At 66.0% G+C, this 22,039-nt stretch carries 27 protein-coding genes and 1 riboswitch; of the genes, 9 read left to right on the forward strand and 18 right to left on the reverse strand.

The genetic code is table 11. The features are described from left to right. Positions 1-49: 49 nt before the first annotated feature. The 4 genes from ACFYOW_RS34540 to ACFYOW_RS34555 are packed head-to-tail and all read right to left on the reverse strand — an operon-like array spanning position 50 to position 1,164. Positions 50-181, reverse strand: coding sequence for a hypothetical protein (locus tag ACFYOW_RS34540; protein ID WP_387294287.1), 132 nt, complete (start codon positions 179-181; stop codon positions 50-52). Beyond that, positions 136-717 carry a DUF6545 domain-containing protein gene (locus tag ACFYOW_RS34545; RefSeq protein WP_387294245.1) on the reverse strand — a complete coding sequence of 194 codons (582 nt, stop codon included), beginning with the start codon at positions 715-717 and terminating at the stop codon, positions 136-138. The genes ACFYOW_RS34540 and ACFYOW_RS34545 overlap by 46 nt, the downstream gene beginning before the upstream one ends. A gap of 48 nt (positions 718-765) precedes the next feature. After that, the gene (locus tag ACFYOW_RS34550; RefSeq protein WP_387294246.1) at positions 766-1,020 is read right to left on the reverse strand and encodes a hypothetical protein; all 255 of its coding nucleotides are present in this window, start codon (positions 1,018-1,020) and stop codon (positions 766-768) included. Between the two features lie 12 nt (positions 1,021-1,032). After that, positions 1,033-1,164 carry a hypothetical protein gene (locus ACFYOW_RS34555; protein WP_387294247.1) on the reverse strand — a complete coding sequence of 44 codons (132 nt, stop codon included), beginning with the start codon at positions 1,162-1,164 and terminating at the stop codon, positions 1,033-1,035. 129 nt (positions 1,165-1,293) lie between these two features. On the opposite strand from ACFYOW_RS34555, the gene ACFYOW_RS34560 reads away from it, so the two are divergent. The 3 genes from ACFYOW_RS34560 to ACFYOW_RS34570 all read left to right on the forward strand — a co-directional run bounded on the left by ACFYOW_RS34560 (position 1,294) and on the right by ACFYOW_RS34570 (position 5,821). Beyond that, positions 1,294-2,232 carry an esterase/lipase family protein gene (locus tag ACFYOW_RS34560; RefSeq protein ID WP_387294248.1) on the forward strand — a complete coding sequence of 313 codons (939 nt, stop codon included), beginning with the start codon at positions 1,294-1,296 and terminating at the stop codon, positions 2,230-2,232. Between the two features lie 252 nt (positions 2,233-2,484). Next, positions 2,485-5,046 carry an ATP-dependent Clp protease ATP-binding subunit gene (locus ACFYOW_RS34565; protein WP_387294249.1) on the forward strand — a complete coding sequence of 854 codons (2,562 nt, stop codon included), beginning with the start codon at positions 2,485-2,487 and terminating at the stop codon, positions 5,044-5,046. A 127-nt stretch (positions 5,047-5,173) separates the two neighbouring features. Beyond that, positions 5,174-5,821, forward strand: a complete 648-nt coding sequence (locus ACFYOW_RS34570) for a VWA domain-containing protein (protein WP_387294250.1) — start codon at positions 5,174-5,176, stop codon at positions 5,819-5,821. Between the two features lie 110 nt (positions 5,822-5,931). Here ACFYOW_RS34570 and ACFYOW_RS34575 read toward each other — a convergent pair whose 3' ends face one another. The 5 genes from ACFYOW_RS34575 to ACFYOW_RS34595 all read right to left on the reverse strand — a co-directional run bounded on the left by ACFYOW_RS34575 (position 5,932) and on the right by ACFYOW_RS34595 (position 9,032). Further along, positions 5,932-6,774 (reverse strand): LLM class flavin-dependent oxidoreductase, encoded by an 843-nt coding sequence (locus ACFYOW_RS34575; RefSeq protein ID WP_387294251.1) that lies wholly within the window; start codon positions 6,772-6,774, stop codon positions 5,932-5,934. A 99-nt stretch (positions 6,775-6,873) separates the two neighbouring features. Beyond that, a complete protein-coding gene (locus ACFYOW_RS34580; RefSeq protein ID WP_387294252.1) occupies positions 6,874-7,161 on the reverse strand; it encodes an SHOCT domain-containing protein in 288 nt (95 codons plus the stop codon). Between the two features lie 132 nt (positions 7,162-7,293). After that, positions 7,294-7,734, reverse strand: coding sequence for an OsmC family peroxiredoxin (locus ACFYOW_RS34585; RefSeq protein WP_040686169.1), 441 nt, complete (start codon positions 7,732-7,734; stop codon positions 7,294-7,296). A 293-nt stretch (positions 7,735-8,027) separates the two neighbouring features. Further along, entirely contained in the window at positions 8,028-8,348 is a 321-nt protein-coding gene (locus tag ACFYOW_RS34590; protein WP_063042772.1) for a multidrug efflux SMR transporter, read from the reverse strand. A 39-nt stretch (positions 8,349-8,387) separates the two neighbouring features. Beyond that, on the reverse strand, positions 8,388-9,032 hold the full coding sequence (locus ACFYOW_RS34595) for an FMN-dependent NADH-azoreductase (protein WP_387294253.1): 645 nt from the start codon (positions 9,030-9,032) through the stop codon (positions 8,388-8,390). Between the two features lie 102 nt (positions 9,033-9,134). On the opposite strand from ACFYOW_RS34595, the gene ACFYOW_RS34600 reads away from it, so the two are divergent. Continuing rightward, on the forward strand, positions 9,135-9,740 hold the full coding sequence (locus ACFYOW_RS34600; protein WP_387294254.1) for a TetR/AcrR family transcriptional regulator: 606 nt from the start codon (positions 9,135-9,137) through the stop codon (positions 9,738-9,740). Between the two features lie 53 nt (positions 9,741-9,793). On the opposite strand, the gene ACFYOW_RS34605 is transcribed toward ACFYOW_RS34600, so the two are convergent. Together ACFYOW_RS34605 and ACFYOW_RS34610 are read right to left on the reverse strand one after the other, a co-directional pair. Further along, positions 9,794-10,654, reverse strand: a complete 861-nt coding sequence (locus ACFYOW_RS34605; RefSeq protein ID WP_387294255.1) for an ABC transporter permease — start codon at positions 10,652-10,654, stop codon at positions 9,794-9,796. After that, complete coding sequence (locus tag ACFYOW_RS34610; RefSeq protein WP_387294256.1) at positions 10,651-11,553, reverse strand: ABC transporter ATP-binding protein; 903 nt, start codon at positions 11,551-11,553, stop codon at positions 10,651-10,653. The genes ACFYOW_RS34605 and ACFYOW_RS34610 overlap by 4 nt, the downstream gene beginning before the upstream one ends. Positions 11,554-11,822: 269 nt before the next feature. Between ACFYOW_RS34610 and ACFYOW_RS34615 the strand changes: the two genes are divergently transcribed. Beyond that, entirely contained in the window at positions 11,823-13,115 is a 1,293-nt protein-coding gene (locus ACFYOW_RS34615; RefSeq protein WP_387294257.1) for a sensor histidine kinase, read from the forward strand. After that, a complete protein-coding gene (locus ACFYOW_RS34620; RefSeq protein WP_387294258.1) occupies positions 13,112-13,804 on the forward strand; it encodes a response regulator in 693 nt (230 codons plus the stop codon). The genes ACFYOW_RS34615 and ACFYOW_RS34620 overlap by 4 nt, the downstream gene beginning before the upstream one ends. Before the next feature lie 76 nt (positions 13,805-13,880). Here the strand turns inward: ACFYOW_RS34620 and ACFYOW_RS34625 are convergent, their stop codons facing one another. The 4 genes from ACFYOW_RS34625 to mhuD form a co-directional block, all read right to left on the reverse strand. Beyond that, entirely contained in the window at positions 13,881-14,351 is a 471-nt protein-coding gene (locus ACFYOW_RS34625; RefSeq protein ID WP_387294259.1) for a hypothetical protein, read from the reverse strand. 36 nt (positions 14,352-14,387) lie between these two features. Further along, complete coding sequence (locus ACFYOW_RS34630; RefSeq protein ID WP_387294260.1) at positions 14,388-15,212, reverse strand: CbtA family protein; 825 nt, start codon at positions 15,210-15,212, stop codon at positions 14,388-14,390. Then, positions 15,203-15,397 carry a CbtB-domain containing protein gene (locus ACFYOW_RS34635; RefSeq protein WP_040686176.1) on the reverse strand — a complete coding sequence of 65 codons (195 nt, stop codon included), beginning with the start codon at positions 15,395-15,397 and terminating at the stop codon, positions 15,203-15,205. Before ACFYOW_RS34635 ends, ACFYOW_RS34630 begins: the two co-directional genes overlap by 10 nt. A 30-nt stretch (positions 15,398-15,427) precedes the next feature. After that, a riboswitch (cobalamin riboswitch) is annotated at positions 15,428-15,581 on the reverse strand. Positions 15,582-15,646: 65 nt separating this feature from the next. Next, a complete protein-coding gene (gene mhuD / locus ACFYOW_RS34640; protein ID WP_040686177.1) occupies positions 15,647-15,961 on the reverse strand; it encodes a mycobilin-forming heme oxygenase MhuD in 315 nt (104 codons plus the stop codon). A 249-nt stretch (positions 15,962-16,210) separates the two neighbouring features. On the opposite strand from mhuD, the gene ACFYOW_RS34645 reads away from it, so the two are divergent. Then, on the forward strand, positions 16,211-16,963 hold the full coding sequence (locus tag ACFYOW_RS34645; protein ID WP_387294261.1) for an alpha/beta fold hydrolase: 753 nt from the start codon (positions 16,211-16,213) through the stop codon (positions 16,961-16,963). A 174-nt stretch (positions 16,964-17,137) separates the two neighbouring features. Here the strand turns inward: ACFYOW_RS34645 and ACFYOW_RS34650 are convergent, their stop codons facing one another. Further along, positions 17,138-18,022, reverse strand: coding sequence for an A/G-specific adenine glycosylase (locus ACFYOW_RS34650; protein WP_387294286.1), 885 nt, complete (start codon positions 18,020-18,022; stop codon positions 17,138-17,140). A 147-nt stretch (positions 18,023-18,169) separates the two neighbouring features. Between ACFYOW_RS34650 and ACFYOW_RS34655 the strand changes: the two genes are divergently transcribed. Together ACFYOW_RS34655 and ACFYOW_RS34660 are read left to right on the forward strand one after the other, a co-directional pair. Then, entirely contained in the window at positions 18,170-18,793 is a 624-nt protein-coding gene (locus ACFYOW_RS34655) for a carbonic anhydrase (RefSeq protein ID WP_387294262.1), read from the forward strand. Positions 18,794-18,914: 121 nt separating this feature from the next. Then, positions 18,915-19,595, forward strand: a complete 681-nt coding sequence (locus ACFYOW_RS34660; RefSeq protein WP_387294263.1) for a hypothetical protein — start codon at positions 18,915-18,917, stop codon at positions 19,593-19,595. A gap of 26 nt (positions 19,596-19,621) precedes the next feature. On the opposite strand, the gene radA is transcribed toward ACFYOW_RS34660, so the two are convergent. Both radA and ACFYOW_RS34670 read right to left on the reverse strand, forming a co-directional pair. Then, positions 19,622-21,028, reverse strand: coding sequence for a DNA repair protein RadA (radA, locus tag ACFYOW_RS34665; protein WP_387294264.1), 1,407 nt, complete (start codon positions 21,026-21,028; stop codon positions 19,622-19,624). A gap of 103 nt (positions 21,029-21,131) precedes the next feature. Beyond that, on the reverse strand, positions 21,132-21,854 hold the full coding sequence (locus ACFYOW_RS34670; protein ID WP_387294265.1) for a hypothetical protein: 723 nt from the start codon (positions 21,852-21,854) through the stop codon (positions 21,132-21,134). Positions 21,855-22,039 lie beyond the last annotated feature (185 nt).

Consider the following 22,039-nt stretch of genomic DNA (forward strand, 5'->3'; position numbering starts at 1 on the left):
CCGCCGTCGGCGAGTCGATCAGTGATCGACTCGCCGACGGCGTTTGGCCTCACGTCGGCACACCGGGCAGCGCAATTCCACGTCCTTCGCCCGCGGCAATCGCGCGAGCGCGGGGCCAGCACGCCGCGAGGGCCGTCAATTCGGTGATTTCCGCATCCACATCAGCCGCCTCCGAGGGCATGGCGAGAACATCGTCGCGCGGGGCGGCGCCACCGATCCTTGTCGCACACGCGTGTGCGAGCCGGCGTACCGCAACCGAACGGTGTCCGGCGTTTCGCTCGATGTCATCGCCCCCTGCTCGGGCGGCGCGTATCGGGACAGGATCCGCAAACAGTCACGGATCTCGATCACGGTGCGGTGCAGTAGGAATCGGCTGCCCAGTCCGGTAGGTGAGACGTCGCTGTAGACGATTTCAGGACAGGCCGCAGTAAGGTCGGCCCACAGCGGAAGCAACTGTTTTCGACTGCGCGCGAAGGTGTCATTCCGAGCCGTTGGGTGAGACGCAATAGCATCGGAACGCTCAGTGCCGCTGCGAACATCAGTGTTTGGAACAACATGATGTCGCGGTCGGTCGCGGCCAGGATGCGAGCGGATACGGTGTGCGCGCCGACGATCTGGAAGGCCGCCGAAATGGGGGCACAACCGAATGCGATCATTGCGCGCGCTCGTGCCGTAGGCCAGCGAAATGGTCGCGCATATGATCGCCACACCGTGCACGACGAGGGGGGGAGTAGTTGTGGCCCAGCGCTTTTGACAGCGTGAGAATCATAACACCGGCGGTTGCCGCGACCAGGACCAGACCGAATTGGAACAGCAGTGCGTTCGACAGATGCCCCTGCCGACGGCATCCTGCACGACCCGCTCGCGGACCGTCGCGGCAGCGGTCAGCGCGGCGAACACGAAGGTCGCGCGGCGTTCGATCGCAGTTGCGCGGAAGGTGAAGGCGCGAATGGCGACCAGGGTCCACGCATAGGCGATCAGTGGTAGTGCGATGGCGCCCGGCCAAGACGAACGCAGCATGCGTTCGGCGGCTCAATCCGGAAATATGGCGTGGCGCAACAGCGAACCCTGAGGTTCGGCGCGAGATTCCGACATGACCAGTGAGGCGAATAGTTCGGCCTGACGTTCGGCGTTGTCGTCATGCTCGACGCCGGTAACTCGCACCGTACGAACACGGTCGAAACGCTACCGGATGCATAGCCGGTGATTCGCACGCGGACTTGCCCGAACTGCCCTCCGGGTGAGGATAAGTTGCGCTACGTTCTGGAACACGTTCCAGATTTGGAGGTCTCCATGCGGCGTGTTTCCGGGTCCGCAATCGTCGTGGCCGTGCTGGCCGTGCTGTGGGTTGGTGCGGGTGGTAGTGCGCAGGCCGAATATCCGGTCGACTACAACTTCTTCGCCGGCATCCCGAATGAGCTGGTGAATCATGGTGGCTCGCTGCCGGGTTCGAATGATTGGGGGTGTCGGCCCAGTGCGGCGCATCCGAATCCTGTTGTGCTCGCGCACGGTACGGGTGGTGGGGCACAGACGAATTGGGGGCTGTACGCGCCGCTGCTCGCGAACGAAGGTTACTGCGTCTTCTCGCTGACCTACGGTGCCTACGATCTGCCGTGGCCGATCTCAGCGGTCGGCGGGATGCTGCCGATCGAGCAGAGCGCGGTGCAGTTCGCGGCGTTCGTGGATCGGGTGCTCGCGGCGACCGGGGCGAGCAAGGTGGACGTGGTCGGGCATTCGCAGGGCACGGTGCTGCCGAACTACTACGCCAAGCGGCTCGGCGGTGCGGACAAGATCGACAAATATGTATCGATCGCACCGGCCTGGCGCGGTACCAATGCGGGCGGCGGGGCGGATGTGGCCGCATTCGCCGACCGGCTCGGCGTCGGGCCGTACTTCCAGGCCGCGGCGGGTTCGCTGTGCCAGGCCTGCACCGAGTTGTTACGCGATTCAACCTTCCTGCGGGATCTCAACAGCGACGGCGTCTACGTTCCCGGCATCACCTACACCAACATCATGGGCAGCCTTGACGAGATCGTCGTCCCGTACGACTCGGGCTTCGTGCCAGGGCCGAACGCGACGAATATCGTGGTCCAGGACGGTTGCGCGACCGACTTCTCCGAACATCTGGCGATCGCGGGCAGTCCCCGCACCGCCCGCTTCGTGCTCAACGCCCTCGATCCGGCGCATGCGCGCGAGGTGCCGTGCGAGTTCGTCCCGCCGTTCACCGGGTGACACCCACGGCTGGGAAGCGGCGCGGCGGCGATTTCGCTGAGGGCAAAACCTGAGCGGAAACGTATCCCGCAACTAGCACGTTATGAGTGAATGACCGTGCTGTCGCTGGTCCCCAATAGGGTGGACTAGAGGCGGCGTAATCCCCTGCCAACTAGAGTGGAGGCCGGGGCCGCAACCCCCGGGCTTCATGGCAGGCTGACGCCAGCGGAAGCGTCGGATGCCAGAATTTCGGAGCAGGAGAGTGAGGGAGCGATGTTCGAGAGGTTCACCGACCGCGCGAGGCGCGTCGTTGTCCTGGCCCAAGAAGAGGCCCGGATGCTCAACCACAACTACATCGGCACCGAGCACATCCTGCTTGGGTTGATCCACGAGGGCGAGGGCGTAGCGGCGAAGTCGCTGGAATCCCTTGGTATTTCGCTGGAGGGTGTGCGCAGCCAGGTGGAGGAGATCATCGGCCAGGGCCAGCAGGCTCCGTCCGGTCACATCCCGTTCACCCCGCGTGCCAAGAAGGTGCTGGAACTGAGCCTGCGCGAGGCGCTGCAGCTCGGCCACAACTACATCGGCACCGAGCACATTCTGCTCGGCCTGATCCGTGAAGGTGAGGGTGTCGCGGCGCAGGTGCTGGTGAAGCTGGGTGCGGATCTCAACCGGGTGCGCCAGCAGGTCATCCAGCTGCTGTCCGGATACCAGGGCAAGGAGCCGGTGGAATCCGGTTCGCGCGGCGAGGCCGGTACCCCGTCCACCTCGCTGGTGCTCGACCAGTTCGGCCGCAACCTGACCCAGGCCGCCCTCGAGGGCAAGCTCGACCCGGTCATCGGCCGCTCGAAGGAAATCGAGCGCGTCATGCAGGTGCTGAGCCGCCGCACCAAGAACAACCCGGTCCTCATCGGTGAGCCCGGTGTCGGTAAGACCGCCGTGGTCGAGGGTCTGGCCCAGGCCATCGTCAACGGTGAGGTCCCGGAGACGCTGAAGGACAAGCAGCTCTACACCCTCGACCTGGGTTCGCTGGTCGCGGGCAGCCGCTACCGCGGTGACTTCGAAGAGCGCCTGAAGAAGGTGCTCAAGGAGATCAACACCCGCGGCGACATCATCCTGTTCATCGACGAGCTGCACACGCTCGTCGGCGCGGGTGCCGCCGAGGGCGCGATCGACGCCGCGTCGATCCTGAAGCCGAAGCTGGCTCGCGGTGAGCTGCAGACCATCGGTGCGACCACCCTCGACGAGTACCGCAAGTACATCGAGAAGGACGCCGCACTCGAGCGCCGGTTCCAGCCGGTCCAGGTCGGCGAGCCGACGGTCGAGCACACCATCAATATCCTCAAGGGTCTGCGCGACCGCTACGAGGCGCACCACCGGGTGTCCATCACCGACGGCGCGCTGGTGGCCGCGGCCACCCTGGCCGACCGCTACATCAACGACCGGTTCCTGCCGGACAAGGCGATCGACCTGATCGACGAGGCCGGTGCGCGCATGCGCATCCGTCGCATGACCGCCCCGCCGGACCTGCGCGAATTCGACGACAAGATCGCCGATGCGCGTCGGGAGAAGGAAAGCGCCATCGACGCGCAGGACTTCGAGAAGGCGGCGCGGCTGCGCGATAAGGAAAAGCAGCTGGTCGCCAAGCGCGCCGAGCGCGAAAAGCAGTGGCGCTCCGGTGATCTGGATGTCGTGGCCGAGGTCGACGACGAGCAGATCGCAGAGGTGCTGGCCAACTGGACCGGTATCCCGGTGTTCAAGCTCACCGAGGAGGAGACCACCCGTCTGCTCCGCATGGAGGACGAGCTGCACAAGCGGATCATCGGCCAGGAGGACGCGGTCAAGGCCGTGTCGAAGGCGATCCGCCGTACCCGCGCCGGTCTGAAGGATCCGAAGCGTCCGTCGGGCTCGTTCATCTTCGCCGGTCCGTCCGGTGTCGGTAAGACCGAGCTGTCCAAGGCGCTGGCGAACTTCCTGTTCGGCGACGACGACGCGCTCATCCAGATCGATATGGGTGAGTTCCACGACCGCTTCACCGCATCGCGGCTCTTCGGTGCCCCGCCCGGGTACGTGGGCTACGAAGAGGGCGGCCAGCTCACCGAGAAGGTGCGCCGCAAGCCATTCTCCGTCGTTCTGTTCGACGAGATCGAAAAGGCACATCAGGAGATCTACAACACCCTGTTGCAGGTCCTCGAGGACGGTCGTCTCACCGACGGCCAGGGACGTACGGTCGACTTCAAGAACACCGTGCTGATCTTCACCTCGAACCTGGGTACCTCGGACATCTCCAAGGCGGTCGGCCTGGGCTTCACCCAGTCCAACGCCGAGGGTTCGAACTACGAGCGGATGAAGCTCAAGGTCAACGACGAGCTGAAGAAGCACTTCCGGCCCGAGTTCCTCAACCGCATCGACGACGTGATCGTCTTCCACCAGCTCACCACGGATCAGATCGTGGAGATGGTGGATCTGATGATCAACCGCGTCGCCACGCAGCTGAAGAACAAGGACATGGAGATCGAGCTGTCCCCGCAGGGCAAGGCACTGCTTGCCAAGCGCGGCTTCGATCCGGTGCTCGGCGCCCGGCCGCTGCGCCGGACCATCCAGCGTGAGATCGAGGACCAGCTGTCGGAGAAGATCCTCTTCGGCGAGATCGGTCCGGGACAGACCATCGTGGTCGACGTCGAGGGCTGGGACGGCGAGGGCTCCGGCGAGAACGCCAAGTTCACCTTCACCGGCAAGGCGAAGCTGACCAAGGCGGCAGCCACCGAGGACAAGCCGGAGGTCGTGCTCACGGGTGCGGGCGAAGGCACCACCACGGCCGAGGCCGCCGGCGAGTAATCGCAACGGCTAGAAGATGCCGCCCACCGGATTTCCGGTGGGCGGCATTTTTTTCTGGAATTCGCACGCTCGAGCGGCGGCGTACCGTGGGGAGCGGTCATTCGGACAACTATCACGGGGGTGCTAGGTGACAAATTCAGATCTGACATCGATCGCGGTTCTGCTGGATCGGTCGGGTTCCATGCAGGCGATCAAAACCGATACCGAGGGCGGCTTCGATGCCTACATCGAAGAACAGCGCAAGGTGCCGAAGACGACGCTGGTGACGCTCGCGCAGTTCGATACCGAATACGAACTGGTCTATGCGAATCGGCCGATCGCCGAGGTGCCGCCGCTGAGCCTGCAGCCGCGCGGCGGAACCGCACTGTACGACGCGGTGGGGCGGCTGGTCACCGATATCGGCCGGGAACTCTCGGCTCGACCAGAGCACGAGCGGCCGGGCACGGTGATCGTCGTTGTACTCACCGACGGGCACGAGAATTCCAGCCGGGAATGGACGCATGCCGCGGTCCGGGCGCTGATTACGCAGCAGCAGGAGGTGTACTCCTGGGATTTCGTATTCCTCGGCGCGAATATGGATGCGGTGGCGGTGGGGTCCGAATTGGGATTCGATCCGCGGCGCTCGCTGACCTACGGCGCGACGCCGGCCGGAGCGGCCGGGGCATTCGCGTCGGCCGCGGCATATTCGGCGCGGCGCAGTATGGCCGCGCCCGGACAGGCGGTGGATGGATTCACCGATGCCGAACGGCAGGCGGCCAATCCGGACGCGCAGTAGTTTCGCAGGCTGACGGGCGCGCATGTCAGCACAGCGCCGCGCGCATATCAGACAGCGCCGCGGTCGCGAGAATTGCGACCGCGGCGCTGTGGCGGGTTCAGGGCTTCCGGTCAGACAGACGAGTTCGTGAACAGGGCGAGTACTGGGGCGAAGGCTTGGCCCAGTTCGCCGGGGACGATCAGTTCATCGATGCCGTACTTCTCCCTGCGGTATTCGAGCACCTCGGCGACCGTGGCCGGATCGCCGTCGAGCACACCCGCCGATCCGGCCGCGCGCAGTCCGTCCGCGGTGAGTCCGAGCCGCTTGCTCAACCAGAACGGCAGTTCGTCACCGATGCCGACCAGTTGATGGGTGAAGCGCACATCGCGATCGGTATTGTCGCGCACGATCCGGACCATCTCGGCGAGATCGGCCTCGGTCGCATCCGGTCCGGCGGCAAGTAGCACTCGATCGGCGAAACCTGCTGCGATAGTGAGCATTCGTGGTCCATTCGCGGCGACGATGATCGGTGGTGCCGGATCGAGGTGTTCGCGAACGGCCTGCACGGTGGCGATGAGTTGCTCGCGCCGCTGGGCCGGTGAACCCCAAGGCATGCCGAGTTGTTCGGCCTCGGCGTTCGCATCGGGACGCCCCGACCCGATGCCGAGTTCGAATCGTCCGTCCGAAAGCAGTTGCAGTGCAGCGGTTTCCCGCACGGTGGCGGCCGGATTGCGCAGGGGAGCGGCCAGGACGTTCGGGCGGAGTCGGACGGTGGTGGTCACCGCGGCGGCGGCCGCGAGTGCGGGGAAGGGGGACGGGGTGTTCAGGGTGTCCGGAAGGAGGATCGTCTGGTAGCCCTGCTGTTCGGCGCTTTGTACCGCACGTGCCCATTCGGAGCCCGAACGCGGTGTGATGATGATGCCGAAGGTGATGGTCATGGTGCGGTCTCCCGTGATTCGGGTCGAATTAGTCATTGCATCGTTCCGGAGCTGGCGGCCGATAGATTTCGGGCAAACGCCCGGTGCGGTACCCGCCGCCCGTGGGATGTGGGCGGCGGCCTTTGTGGAAAGCGCTCAGGTGGTCGAAGTTTCACCACCGCGCGGCTTCCCTCCGCGTTCGCGCAGCACCGCCAGTCGACTCCGATATTGATCCTCGGTGATCTCGCCGCGCGCGAATGCGGTACGCAGCGCACCGATTCCGCTCTGGTGACCCCAGAGCCGCCGCCGCGCGAATACGAAGAAGACGATGACGGTGGCCCAGAACAGCAAGGGGAAGATCCAGAAGAACGGCCAGGGATGCCATCCGCCGTCATAGTGATCGGCCAAGAAGGTCATGGCCTCGGGTTGAGTAAGAATGTTCATGCCCCAACCCTGCTCCCGATACCCCTGTCCGGGCATCGGCCTGCCGACGACATTCGCCATACGCCTGTGCGCGTACGCGGCGCTCGCATAACCACTGGGCTCCTCGCACAGGCGGTGCGAGGAGCCGGGAAGTCAGGCGAGGGCGGCGTCGAGGGTGATGTTGTCCACCCCGGCGAGGGCCTTGCTGACCGGGCAGCCCGCCTTGGCGGCGGCCGCCGCGGCGGCGAAGCCGTCGGCGTCCAGGCCGGAGACCCGGCCGCGGACGGTGAGTTTGATGGCGCTGATGCGGAAGCCTCCGTCCGGATCCGGGCCGAGGGTCACATCGGCGGTGACGTCCAGGCTCTCGGGTGTGCCACCGGCATTGCCGATCTGGGCCGAGAGGGCCATGGCGAAGCAGGAGGAGTGCGCCGCCGCGATCAGTTCCTCGGGGCTGGTGGTGCCGTCGGCGTCGTCGGCTGCACGCTTGGGGAAGGAGACGTCGTACTTGCCGACACCGGAACTGGCCAGCTCGACCTGGCCGGAGCCGTCCTGGAGGCCACCGGTCCAAGCGGTGCGCGCGGTACGTGTGGGCATCACGGTCCTTTCGAAGATGTGTGAATCACAATTCGCAGTCGAACCTACCCCCGCCGCCCCCGCGGCGCGTGCGAAGGCGGCAGTCCGAATCGAGTGCACCAGCAGGTAATGGTCAGGCGGGCTCGGCCGTGCGCTGATCGAGCTGTTCGAAGTACCGGCGGCCAGGCCTGTGAATGCCGGTCGCGGGTCGCTTTATCGGCAAATCCCGCGTGCGCCAAGGGAAATCGAGTACCGAAGTAGATCGGGTACCCACACTGGTTCGATCATGCGCCGGACTGTACCGCCGGACCTACTCACTCCGGATTGGTGACGCGTGCCAGCACGATGCCGCCGAGAATCAGCGATAGCGCTAGCAGTCGTCCGGCGCTCATCGGATCCTTGTTGATCACGACACCGAGGCTGATCGCGCCGACCGCGCCGATTCCGGTGAAGACCGCATAGGCCGTACCGACCGGCAGCGTCTGCATGGCCCGCGACAGCAGGTACACCGCGACCGCGCCGAGTACGAAGCAGATGACGGTCGGGACGAGGCGGGTGAAGTTCTCGGTCGGCTTGATGCTCTGCGACCAGATGATCTCCACCAGTCCGGCGATGCCGAGAATGATCCAGTTCATCAGTATTGGCGATCCTTTCGAACGACCTGAAAGCAGTCGTCAGCGGCCGGCCGAATTGCGCGCGGATTCCAGTGCGGCCGAATAGGACTCGTCATGCTTGCCGCGCAGATGCGCGAGTGCCGGGTCCTGCCGCGAATTGGCGAGTTCCGCATTGACGAAGACGGTGTCGGTGACGCCGAAATGGCCCGCGAAGAAATCGCGCAGATAGCGCTCTTGATAGTCGAAGGCGGCCTTGGGAGCGCCGGGTGCGTACGACCCGCCGCGTGCGGAGACGACCACGAATCGCCTTTCGCCCAGAGACATTCGCGGAAAGGTCACCTGATCGAGCCAGGCCTTGAGCGCTGCCGGGATCGAATAGTTGTACATCGGGGTGCCGATCAGAATCACATCGGCGGCCAGCAGTTCGATCAGCAGCGGCTCCGCTATCGCCCAGGCGGCGGCCTGTTCCGGTGTGCGGACCAGTTCGGCGAGGCGGTTCAGATCAGTGCTGGGTTGGGCGAGGACGGCATCGCATAGTTCGGTCCATGCCTCGTCGATGAAGGGCACCGGCTCGGCCGCCAGGTCGCGATGGATGTAGCCGCCCTCCGGATTCTCGGCGCGCCACGCCTCGGCGAATGCCGCACTCAGTTCCCGGCTGATGGATCGACGCCGTGCGCTGGCATCGAGGTGCAACAACGTGCTCATGATCTCTCCTGTGAATCTAACTGGACATTATGTCCGGTTGAAACCGTACAGGTAAGCGGACGATGTGTCCACTTGCTTGGAAAGTCGAGTACAGTCGAGGTGATGAACAGCGATATGGACCTGCTCGGCGGGCATTCGGAACCCGCAGTGCCGACCGAGCGCGCGGACGCGGCCCGCAACCGGGCCAAGGTACTCGCCGCGGCCGCCGAACTGTTCGCAACGCGGGATCCGCGCACCGTCACGATGGACGACATCGCCAAGGCGGCGGGGGTCGGTCGCGGCACGCTCTATCGCCGCTATCCGGATAAGAATTCGATCGCCGTCGCACTGCTCGACGAACACGAACGCGCACTGCAGGAGCAGCTGTTGCGCGGCGAACCACCGCTCGGTCCCGGCGCACCGCCCGCCGAACGGCTCGCCGCCTTCTACGCTGCCATGGTCGAATTATTGGACGGGCACGCGGATTTGGTGCTCGGCGCGGAGACCGGCGGCGCGCGGTTCGCCACCGGTGCGTACGGCTTCTGGTTCCTGCACGTCCGGTCACTGTTGGTGGCCGGTGGCGTCGGGGAACCGGACGCCATGGCCGATTCGCTGCTCGCACCGTTGGCCGCCGAGGTCTACCGGCATCAGCGGGCGCGTGGTCTCACTTCCGCGCAGATCGCGGCGGCGCTGGCCGAACTGGCCCGTTCCGTGCTGTCCGAGCCCTGAACGCAGCGAACCGTTGGCGAACTGTTGTCCGCCAACGGTTTCGGTGCCAGGGATCAGACCATGTCGCGCCGCTGCACCAGCCACATCGTGCCCGCCGCGAAAAGCGCCACGTACACCACCAGCGCGATGAGCGACTGAGTCCGCGACAGGATGTCGAGCACCCCCGGCGTCGACGGCCCATCGACGGTCCGCATCGCACCGGCCATCGAACCCGCTGCCGTCCCGGGCAGATGATCGGTGAGCACCTTGATCGGGCTGAAGATCGCCGCGACACCGCGCAGCAGATTCTCCACCACCAGTACCCATACCAGTCCGAGCCCGACGGCCAGTGCGGGGCCGCGCGCGATCGCCCCGATCAGTGCGCCCGCCAGCGTCCACATCCCGAGAATCGCTGTGCCGGTGATGATTCCGTTCAACGCCTGGCCGAGGCCTGGCAGTGCGAGCGACTGTGATTGGGTTGTCGCGATAATCGAGGCGACCCCGATATCCGCCACGAACGCGACGCACACCAGCCCGATAACCGTGACCGCAAGGCTGATCAGCGCACCGCCGATGGCATTGGTCCGCGACGGCCCCTGGGTGAGCACGGTCTTCCAAGTGCCCCAGCCATATCCGCTACCGATGGTCAATGCGCCCAGAATGAGCATCAGCGCACCACCGAACATCGCCATGCCCTGGGTGAAGACCTCCGGCACCGCGGCGGGCAACATCTGGTGCAGCAGAACGTCTTTGGGCACGCCGTTCGACATCGTCTTCATATCGCCGGAGGAGTAGGCGAGGTAGTTGAACAGGTAGGAGAAGGTGAGATTCAGCAGAATCCAGGTGCCGAGGATGATCCAGAATGCGGGCCACTTACGCAGTCGCAGCATTTCCGCTCTCGTGCTCGCCATCAGGTCTTTCATTGTCGCGTTCATTTCGCCGGCTCCAATTGGGTCATTTCGAAGAACACGTCTTCCAGGGACTTTTCATCGGTCCGCAGTTCCAGCAGATCCGCGCCGGATTCGACGACCGCACGCGCGACCACCGGCGCGCTGTCCGCACCGGCCTCGATCCGAATACCGCCCGCGGTCAACATGGCCGAGCGCTCGCCGACCGCTCGGCGCACCGCGGGAAAGGCCACCTCCAGCGGTTCGGCTCGCAGCAAAAGCGAGGACGCGCCGCGCAATTCGGTGACGGTGGATTCGGTGAGCAGTTGCCCGCCGGCGATCACCCCGACGCGATCGCAGATCTCCTGCACCTCGCTGAGCATGTGGCTGGACAGCAGCACGGTATGACCGTCACCGGCGAGAGTTGTGATGAGCTCCCGCATTTCGGCCATGCCCTGCGGGTCGAGGCCATTGGTCGGCTCGTCCAGGATCAGCAGATCGGGGCGGCCGAGCAGGGCCGCGCCGACGCCGAGGCGCTGCTTCATGCCGAGGGAGTAGGTGCGGAATTTGTCGTCGGCGCGATTGACGAGGCCGACGCGGTCGAGTGCGTCCTCCACATCGGCACGCGCTAGGCCGCGGTATTTCGCGAGTACCCGCAAGTTGTCGCGGCCACTGAGGTAGGGGTAGAAGCCCGGGCCCTCGATGAGGACGCCGATGCGGCGGACCACGGCCGGATCGCCCGGGGTATGTCCGAGCACGGTGGCGGAGCCCTCGGTCGGACGGATCAATCCGACCAGCATTCGCAGCGTGGTCGTCTTGCCCGCGCCGTTCGGACCGAGGAAGCCGTAGATCTCGCCGGGTGCGACATGCATATGCACGCGGTCGACGGCGGCGTGGGTGCCGTAGCGTTTGGTCAGCCCTGCGGTGACGACGATGGAATCTGTCATGCACCGAGAATCTGCCCCCGACCAGGGGTGGCACATCCGTCGCGCGGCGGAGTTCGACGTACGTACCGCGGCCTACCAAGCACCGTGACAGCGGGCGCGACGACTGATTTCGGAAGCACGTGGGTGAACGCCCATACCTGGCTGTCACCTCGACCGACGGCCCGCGACGCGACCGTTGAGGCACCAATGCTCGACAAATATTCGGGTAGGCGGGGAGCATACGTAGCGCGGCGGACGTCGTGACCCGTCCGGGCTAATAGGCTGCAAGTGTGACAGCGCCAGGGGAATCGAAACGTGGCCCGGTCGTTCAGGACTGGGTGCTCGCGCTCGTCGTCGCGGCGATCCAACTCGTCGGGGGACGCAATGCCAACCTGCGCCAGACCGGAGTGCACTCACTCGACGCATTTGGCTATGTGCTGTTGCTCATCGGACCGGTGGCGTTATTGCTACGCCGTTCCTACCCGCTGCCGGCGCTGCTCGTGACGATCGCGTCCTGCGCGGTGTACCTGCTGCGCGGCTATGGCTACGGCCCGATCTTCGTCTCGCTGGTGATCGCATTCATCAGCGCCGCGATCGTCGGATCGCGCTGGTGGACATATCCGCTCGCGCCGATCGGCTATCTCGCGCTGCTCTGGCCGCTGCCCGCGCTGGTCGGGCATCCGGCCGACCCGTGGCTGGCCTTCGGAATGATCGCCTGGCTGGGTGTGCTGGTCGCGATCGCGGAGGGGATCCGCCAGCGCCAGGCGGTGCTGGTGGCACGCAGGCAGCGGGCCGAGGCGGCACGCCGCGATGAGGAGGCGCAGCGCGAACGGCGGGCCAGCGAGGAACGGCTCGCGATCGCGCGCGAGCTGCACGATGTACTGGCACATAGTCTTTCGCTGATCAATGTGCAGTCCTCGGTGGCACTGGAGCTCTTCGCCAAGAAGCCGGAACAGGCCGAATCGGCGCTCGCGGCGATCAAAACGGCGAGTAAGGATGCGTTGGCCGAGGTCCATACGCTGCTGCACTCGATCCGCAGCGGCAGTGCGGCGGAAGTGCGCGACTCGGAGCTCGAGCCGGAATCCGCGCCCGCATGCCCCGATTCCGAACGGGACCGAGACAGTTCGGATGCCCGCGGCGTCGAAGCCCCGCCGCCCGCCCCGCGGAGCCCGGCCCCGAGCATCGAGGACCTGGACGCACTGCTGCAGCGCACCCGCGCCGCCGGTCTCACGGTCGACACCCGCATTATCGGCACCGCGCACAAACTGCCCAGCGTCGTCGATGTGGCGGCGGCCCGCATCATCCAGGAATCGCTGACCAATGTGGTCCGCCACGCACCCGGCGCACCGGCCGCGGTGACCATCCGCTATGCCGCCGATTCGGTCGAGATCACCATCGACAACGCTCGCGCCACCGGCACACAATCGAAGTCCGGAGCGAGCGGCGGCAATGGCATTCTCGGCATGCGCGAGCGCGCACACGCCCTCGGCGGCCAGCTCATCGCGGGTCCGCGGCCCAGTGGCGGATTCCGCGTGGTGGCCCGGTTACCGTCCCAGGTGGGGGCTCAGGAGGAGGCGCGATGAACGGCGGCGGTTCGAGGGACGCGGGTGGGCCTGTCCGGGTATTGGTTGCCGACGACCAAGCCCTGGTGCGCGGCGGTTTCGTCGCCCTGCTCGATGCGCAGGACGGCATCGAGGTGGTGGGCGAGGCCGACAACGGCGAACAGGCCGTCCGCATGACCCGCAGCCTGACCCCCGACGTGGTCCTGATGGATATCAGAATGCCGGTCCTGGACGGCCTTGCCGCCACCAGGATGATCGCCGAGGATCCGAAACTCGCCGAGGTGAAGGTGGTCGTGCTGACCACCTTCGAACTCGACGAATACGTCTTCGAAGCAATGCGCGCCGGTGCGACGGGTTTCCTGGTCAAACACACCGAACCCGCCGACCTCGTCCGCGCCGTCCGAGTCGTCGCCGCGGGTGACGCCCTGCTCTCACCCGGCGTCACCCGCCGCCTCATCGCCGAATTCTCCGCGCACGCCAAACAACCCCCGCCCGCCGCCTTCACCGAACTCACCGACCGCGAGCGCGAGGTCATGACCCTGGTGGCCGAGGGCCTCACCAATGCCGAAATCGGCGAACGCCTCTTCATGAGCCCCGCCACCGCCCGCACCCACGTCAGCCGCATCCTCATGAAGCTGGACGCTCGAGACCGCACCCAACTCGTGGTCATGGCCTACGAATCCGGCCTGGTCCGGCCCCGGTGGCAGTGAGTCCGTCGCATACCTGGTGACTACTGCGCATACCGAATAGCCTGTGCGAGATAGCCACTGGGTATGCGAGGCGCATCTAGATGCGCCGGAAGTGGTGGCGCGCGGTCGGGTGGTACATGGCGGGGATGGCGACCAAGACGGCCAGGATGTGTCCGGCGCGGAAGGTTCCGGTGATCACCGCGGATGCGGTGAGGTTGTCGAATAGGTCGCCGATTTGCTTGGTGGACAACGTGGCTGCCAGTGGTTCGATGATCAGCGAGGCCAGGCCGATTACGCCGATGCCGAAGGTGAGCACCAGCCTGGCCCAGCGGGCACCGCGCGTCATCTGGACGGCAACGCCGAGAACCACCAGATAAATGCCGCCGCGAACGCCCAAACCTGTTGCGAGCGAGCCGATATCGGCATTCGAGCGGTCCAATTGCACGGCGGTGTAGGTGATGGCCTCGCCGAGGCCGCAGAGCAGCGCGATCACGAGGCCGGTGAATGCCACGGAAACCGAGCGCGGTGGGTCGGTTCGCGGCCGTACGGAAAAGGCAGTGCCGGTCATACGACCGACACTGCCCTTCGCGGTCCGAACTCCGGATCAGCCTGCGGTAGCGGCTGTTTCTCGTACCGGAGTGCTATCGCGCGTGGCGAATTCGGTGAGCGTCGCGAAACCGAGGCCGAGGCAGGCCCACAGGGTGGCCGTCTCGCCGAGCGATGTCGCACGGAACTGCCATAGCAGGACGGCCGGGAAGTCGTCCTTCACCTCGTTCACACCGGGCAACAGGACGTACCCGAGTACGACGATGAGGACGAACGCCGCGACCCCGGCGATCAGCCGGACCGTACCGAGTTGCGCGGCAAGCAGTTTGTAGACGTAGAGCCCGATACCCACGGCAGCCAGTCCGAGTAGCACCGCCGCCAACCACAGCAGGGTGCGCTGGTTGATGGTGTCCGGTTCACCCACGGCGGGAGGATTGGCCGGGTACTTGAAGAACGGCACCGCCACGATCGCGGTCCAGCCGGCCGATGCCAATCCCAGCGCGAGCTTCGGCCCCGACAAGGTGGTGTACCGGCGTGCGAAATGCGCGACCGAAGCGAAGATCGCCCCGAGCGCGAGCCCGGCGAGTCCGAGCGCAAGGAACTGCCCGAACTTCTGTCCGGACCGACTGACCAGCGGTTCTTCCTCGTCACCGTGCGTATGCCCGGCTGGTTCCTGGGCGTGCTCGGCGGCCTTGGCGGTATTGGCCTCTTCGATGGAGATGGCGGCGTCGATCTTGGGTTCGCCGACGAAATAGCCCACTGTCGCGGCCAGCAGACCGGCGATGAGGCCGGCCAGCAGGCCACGGAGCAGCAGGGTCTTGAGGGATCCGCCCAGGGGGACGGCAGCCGACGGAGTCGGCGGGGTGGGTGTACTCAGTGGCACGGCACACCGAGCAGGTGACGTCCGTCGTGCATGAGCTCATGCAGGTACATCCCGCTGCGCGAGATGACGCCCTGGTCGAAGCCGACCAGGTACAGCGTGAGCAATGCGAGAAGAACGACGCCCACTGCGATGAGCAGCGTGCCTAGTGAATCAGTTGCCCGACTCGGTGAATGCGCGATAGCCATTCGAGTCCTCCTAGGGATGCGCGTCCCGTGAGTTGTTCGGTGCAAGGGTGCCGGTGTCTGGCTTTCCGGCACCAAGGACTCGGTGCAAGAACACAGTGGCGCGACCGCTCCGGAATTTCACCGAATTACCGCGTCACCCTCGCGTTTGTCATTTCGAACTGTGACATCTGTGCACGCCCGCCGTCAACACGGCGGGTAACTTGCCCAGGCCGGGATGGGCGAGTCGCGCGCCGCGTCTGTCCAGCGGTTTCAGGAAGCGGACTTGGCCGCGACGTCCAGTACGACCTCGAATTCCAGCAGCGAGGCACCCGTCGAAACCGGCTTCTGCCGCTCGCCGGCGTGCGCCTCGCGCGCGGGTCCGTCCCGCCACGCTGCGAACGACTCCTCCGAATCCCACTGGGTGACAACGAAGTACCGGTTCTCCCCGGCCACCGGCCGCAGCAACTGGAAGCCGAGGAAGCCCGGCGAGCCCTCGACCGCGTGCGCGCGATGGGCGAATCGCTTCTCCAACTCGGGGCCCGCGCCCTCCGGAACCTCGATCGCATTGATCTTCACAACAGCCATGGGATCGACAATACGTTCGCCGATGAACTCGGCTACCACGGAGCGAGTCTTACGAGCGAAGTTCGCGGCCCGTCTCGCGTCCGCGCGAAGGCGCGGCCATCGTTACAGCCGAGCGGCCGAAGCGCATGCGACCAAGTCGCGAGTCTCGGCTGCGCCGCTAGCGACTGCTTGCAGGTCGCACGAAAGGGTCGGATGCGAGACACCAGGGGGCCGCGAACACGCAGCGCGCAGGCGCTGCAAAATGTCACAGTGTTGTACGACGAAGGCGGAGCAGGGGTGCCGATCCTGCTGCTGCACGGACTGATGGGCAGTGCCCGCACCTGGCGCGATCACCTCGACTGGCTGCGCAAGTTCGGCCATGTCTATACCTTCGACGCGGCCGGTCACGGTCGTCCCGCGCCCGTGGAACTGACCACCGAGGCCTTCATCGACGACCTCGCCGCGGCCACCGCCGAAATTTCCGAACCCATGGTGGTCATCGGACATTCGATGGGCGGTCTGCACGGCTGGGTTTTCGCCGCGGGATATCCGGAGCGGGTGCGCGCGCTGGTGGTCGAGGATATCGCCCCCGACTTCCGCGGCCGCACCGCCGCGAACTGGGCGGCCATGATCGAGTCCTGGCCGCAGCCGTTTCCGGATGCGGATGCGGTGCTGGACTACTTCGGCCCGGTCGCCGGTCGCTACTTCCTCGACTCCTTCGAGCACGGCCCCGACGGCTACCGCCTGCACGGTTCGGTCGCCACCTTCCGTGATATCTCCGAGGAGTGGGGGACCCGCGACTTCTGGGCGCAATGGCGCGCGGTCGAAGCGCCCGTTCTCTTGATCGAGGGCGAATTCACCATCACCCCCGAGGGCCAGATGCGGCAGATGGCCGACGTCCACCCGGACGCCGTCTACGTCCGCATCCCGGGCGCGGGCCATCTGGTGCACGACGACCAACCCGAGCGCTACCGCACCGAGGTCGAAGCCTTCCTTCGGAAAGTCCTGAACCTTCCCGGATGAGACTGTGTTCAGCCCCTCGCCGGTCAGGGGGAACGGCCCGTCGGTTTATTCGATGAGGCGCTCGATGACGCCGCATTAGGTTGTTCCAGCCTTGCCGCCCAGCGCGAGCAGTCCATAGGTGGAAAGTCCGATCGGGGCTTGTTCGATCTTGTTGGACTCGAAAACCCCGATTGTCTAGCCCTCACCGGCCAGCGCGAACAACCCGTCTGGGGTTTGTTCGACGAGGCCGTCGACCAGCAGCGAGTCCAAAGCTCGGTCGCGCTGGCCGGGATCGCGAGTCCAGGCCAGATCCAACCGGATTCGCTCGACCGGCCCGCTCGCGTCGCGTAATACGTCGAGCAGCCGACCGCGCGCCTGACGATCGGTGCCCTCGTACTTCTGCGTCTTACGAACCACATCCGAGACCGGTCTGCCCGCCGAAACCCACGCGCATTGCGGCAGCGGGCAACGCGAGCAGTCGGGCGTGCGCGCCGTGCACACCGTCGCGCCGAGTTCCATCAGCGCGGCGGAAAACATTGCGGCATGGTCGATTCGGCGCGGCAGCAGCGCTTCGGTCTCGGGCAGATCGCGCGACGACGGATTACCGGCCTCCGCGCGCCCGTGCACCGCGCGCGCCACCACCCGGCGAACATTGGTGTCCACCACCGGAACTCGCTGTCCGTAGGCGAAACAGGCCACCGCCCGCGCGGTATACGCGCCGATACCCGGCAAACCGAGCAGCACATCCACATCGGTCGGCACCTCGTCACCGTGTTCCTCGGTGAGCACCTTCGCGCATTCGTGCAGCCGCAACGCCCGCCGCGGATATCCGAGCTTGCCCCAGGCGCGCAGTACCTCGGCCTGCGACGAGGCCGCCATGGCGGAGGGGACCGGCCAGCGCGCGACCCACTCCCGCCAGATCGGTTCGACCCGTACCACCGGCGTCTGCTGCAGCATGATTTCGCTCATCAGGATCTGCCAGGCGGTGACGTCCTTGCGTCGCCACGGCAGATCCCGCGCGGTCTTCCGGTACCAGTCCAGCAACGATTCGGCATCCACCCGGTTGGTACCCGTCGTGATCTTGGGTTTTCCGCCTGCATGCTGTTGCGCTGCGCCGCCCTCCGACACTGCCCTCACCGTTCCTATTGTCCTGCGGCCGGTCGATATTTGCCGAGCCGTAACGAACCGGACTCGCTGGTAACCATTGCGATGTGCACAATGGTCGGTATGCCGGATTCCAACCCGATCAGTGCCTGGAAATCCCTTCGCGAGGGCAATGCACGCTTCGTGAACGGCAACCTGCTGCATCCTAGTCAGGGCGCGGCCGACCGGGCCAAGCTCGTCAGCGGCCAGCACCCGCACGCAATCCTGTTCGGCTGCGGCGACTCCCGCGTGGCGGCCGAGCTGATTTTCGACCAGGGCCTCGGCGATATGTTCGTCGTGCGCACCGCGGGCCATGTCGTGGACAGCTCGGTGCTCGGCTCGATCGAGTACGGCGTGCAGGTCTTGAATGTGCCGCTGATCGTGGTGCTCGGCCATGACAGCTGCGGCGCGGTGAAGGCCACCCTCGACGCACTGGACGGTGGCGAAGTGCCCGGCGGATTCATCCGCAGTGTGGTCGAGCGGGTCACGCCGTCGATTCTGATCGGGCGCCGGGAGGGGCTGTCCACCGTCGACGAGATGGAGGCCAGACATGTGGTGGAGACCAGCCGACTGCTCATGCAGCGCTCGATGATCATTTCGCAACGCGTCGCCACGGGTGAATGCGCGATCGCCTGCGTCACATACAAACTGGCCGAGGGCGAAGTCAAGTTGCAGCGAGTCGTCGGCAATATCGGTGAGCTGGCCTGATCCGGCCGAATCGAGACATCCAACGGTGGGAGCGGAATTTACCTGCCGTGCGCGGGTTTTCCGATCCGACACGCCGGGGTCCTGAGTCGCTGTACCGGATCGTGCCCTTACCGTTGACTCCGTGCTGGAACCGAATGGACCGCTGCCTCCGGAGATCTATTGGCGACGCCGCGCGCTCGCCGTAGGTGTCCTGGTCGTGGCGCTCGCACTGGTGATCTGGTTGGTATTGACGGTCACGCGCGGCGGCGATTCGCCCGGTACGACAAAAGCGGCCGCGACCAGTTCCGCGTCGGCGACGAATAAGCCCGCGGGCGCGTCCTCGTCGACGCCGCCGCCGACCACCGGCGAATCCAGCGCGAAGCCCACCGGTACTACCGCTGCGGCTGCGAGCGCCAGCCAGGTCGCCGCGGGTATCTGCCCGGATCAGTCGCTCGCGGTGAAGGTGACCGTCGAGCAGCCGACCTACAAGACCGGTGAGAATCCGGTATTCGGCATCGTGATCACCAATATCTCGTCCACGGCCTGTTCGCGCGATGTCGGCTCCGGACTGCAGCAGGTCTCGGTGACCAGCCTCGACGGCCAGCGCCGACTATGGTCGAGCACCGACTGCTACCCGGACGGCGCCCCCGACGTCCGCACCCTGAACCGCGGCGAGCAGGCGGCCTTCATGGTCACCTGGTCGGGCTCGACCTCCCAACCCAACTGTGCGGGTGACCGCGTCCAGGTTCCACCCGGCGCGTACGCCGTTGTCGCCCAACTGGGCTCACTCCGCAGCGCCGCCGAACCCTTCAACATCGCCTGACAGGTTGTCCGAGAGTCATTGTCGGCTCAGAAGTCGGGGGCGGTTTCGGTGGCTGCGGTGCGCTGTTTACGGAGACCGGCTAGGCGGATGGCCGACTTGACGTCGGTCACCTCGTGGATCTTCATGCCGCTCTTGGTGCGTGCCAAACCGGGTGGCACCAGCGCGGTGGTGAAACCGAGGCGTTCGGCCTCGGCGAGTCTGCGTTCCAGTCCGGTGACCCGGCGCACCTCGCCCGCCAGCCCGACCTCACCGAGAATGATCCAGCCGACCGGCAGCGCCTGATCGCGTTCGGCACTCGCAATGGCAAGTGCCACAGCGAGATCCGCTGCTGGCTCCAGCAGGCGCATACCGCCGACGGTCGCGGCGTACACGTCGTGCTTGCCGAGGAACACCCGCCCGCGGCTCTGCAGTACGGCGAGCACCATCGCGACCCGGTTGTAGTCCAGCCCGCTCACCGCCCGCCGCGGATTCGGGATCTCGGTGTGCACGGTCAGGCCCTGCACCTCGGCGACCAGCGGCCGCTTACCGTCCATCGCGACCGTGACCGCCGTACCCGATACCGAATCGGTGCGGTGGTGCAGAAACAGCCCGGACGGATCGGTGACGCAGGAAATCCCGTCGTCGTGCAATTCGAAACAGCCGACCTCGTCGGAGCTGCCGAAGCGGTTCTTGATGCCGCGCACCATGCGCAGTGTGGAGTTCTTGTCGCCCTCGAACTGCAGCACCACATCCACCAGATGTTCCAGCGTGCGCGGGCCCGCGACATTGCCGTCCTTTGTGACATGTCCGACCAGCAGCACCGCGATGCCACTCGCCTTGGCCAGTGACGTGAGCGCCGCCGCCACCGCGCGCACCTGGGTGACGCCGCCGATGGTGCCGTCCACCTCCGGGACGAGCATGGTCTGCACCGAGTCGACCACCAGCAGCGTCGGGCGCACCTGTTCGACATGGCCGAGCACGATCGACAGATCCGATTCCGCTGCGAGATATACCCTTTCGTGCACCGCATTGGTCCGGTCGGCACGCAGCCGAACCTGTCCGGCCGATTCCTCGGCGGTGACATACAGCGACTTCTCGTCGCGCTGAGTGGCCCAACGATGGGCGACCTCCAACAGCAGCGTCGACTTGCCGACGCCGGGCTCACCCGAGAGCAGTACTACCGATCCGGGCACGATGCCTCCGCCCAGCACCCGGTCGAGTTCCTCGACCCCGGTCGGCCTGGCCTTGGTGACCTTCGAGTCGATATGCGAGATGGGCGCGGCGGCGGTGCTCGGCAGCATGGCTTTTCGCCCGACTGGTGATGCCGCGGTGGCCGCCGATCCGGCTACCTCGTCGACGGTGCCCCATGAGCCGCAGTCCGGGCATTTGCCCACCCACTTGGCGACCTCGTACCGGCATTCGGAGCATCGGAAGATCGACTTGGTCTTGGCCACAGGCGCACCTTACGTACCACCCCCGACAAGCGGGCTCGACAGATACGAAAACGGCTGCCGCGCGAATGCGCGACAGCCGTACGTTGTCCGGGGCGTCAGCGGATCAGTGTCCGCCCTTGTGCTCGCCCTCGGTCGCGGCGGTCTGGCCCTCGTGCCGTTCGGCGACCGCACCGGCGTCGACCGGGACCTGCACGGTCACGGTGCCGTTCTGCTTGAAGTTGAACGTCACCGGGTAGGTGAGGCCGGGGATGATGTCCTTGGACAGGCCGGTGATCTCGATCAGACCCGGCTTCTTCTCCGGATCGACGGCGGTGGTCTTGTCGCCGGCTCCGTGCGAGTCGGGGGTGGCGCTGGTGGTCGGCGCGGCGGAGCTGCTCGGCGTCGCACCGTGCTCGTCGGACTTGGCGGCGGTTGCGGTGGTGGGCGAGGTCGCCGCGACGACGGTCTGCTGCGGGGCGATCCGGAAAGCCGACGCGCCTGCGGGCGGGGTGATCTTCACCGTGCCGAGGTCGGTGGTGATGCTGGTCAGCTCGTCGGTGACGGTCTCGCCGTTGTTGACGACCGACAGCGCGATGATCGCCTTGCCGCCCTTGGTGTTGGTGTAGTCGGTGCCCGTGGCCGGGAAGACGATGTGCACATTGCGCAGCGAGATCCGGTCGATGTCGGCGTGATTGCCGTTGACCGCGGCGACCTGGGTCGCGGTCTGCGAGATCTGGCCTGCACTACAGCCGGACAGCACGAGCGCTGCTCCAGCGGCGAGCACGGCAACCGAAACCATGCGACGACGCGCCCCTGTCGAGGCGGTCACAGCTTTCAGGGCAGTCACGGGTTGTCCCTCCATGTCGACCGGGCTCACTCCGCTAGGGAGAGTAATAACTAGGCAGCGTAGTAGTAGCCTCCGCGGCGCGGGCGCGCGGGCTCTGTGTCTTTGGCCGCGCCTTCGGCGCGGCGTGTTCGCGGCCCCCTGGTGTCTCGCGTCCGAGCCGTCGAGACTCGCGCCTGCGGCGCATG

Source organism: Nocardia sp. NPDC006982 (genome assembly GCF_042869435.1).
GTDB lineage: Bacteria > Actinomycetota > Actinomycetes > Mycobacteriales > Mycobacteriaceae > Nocardia.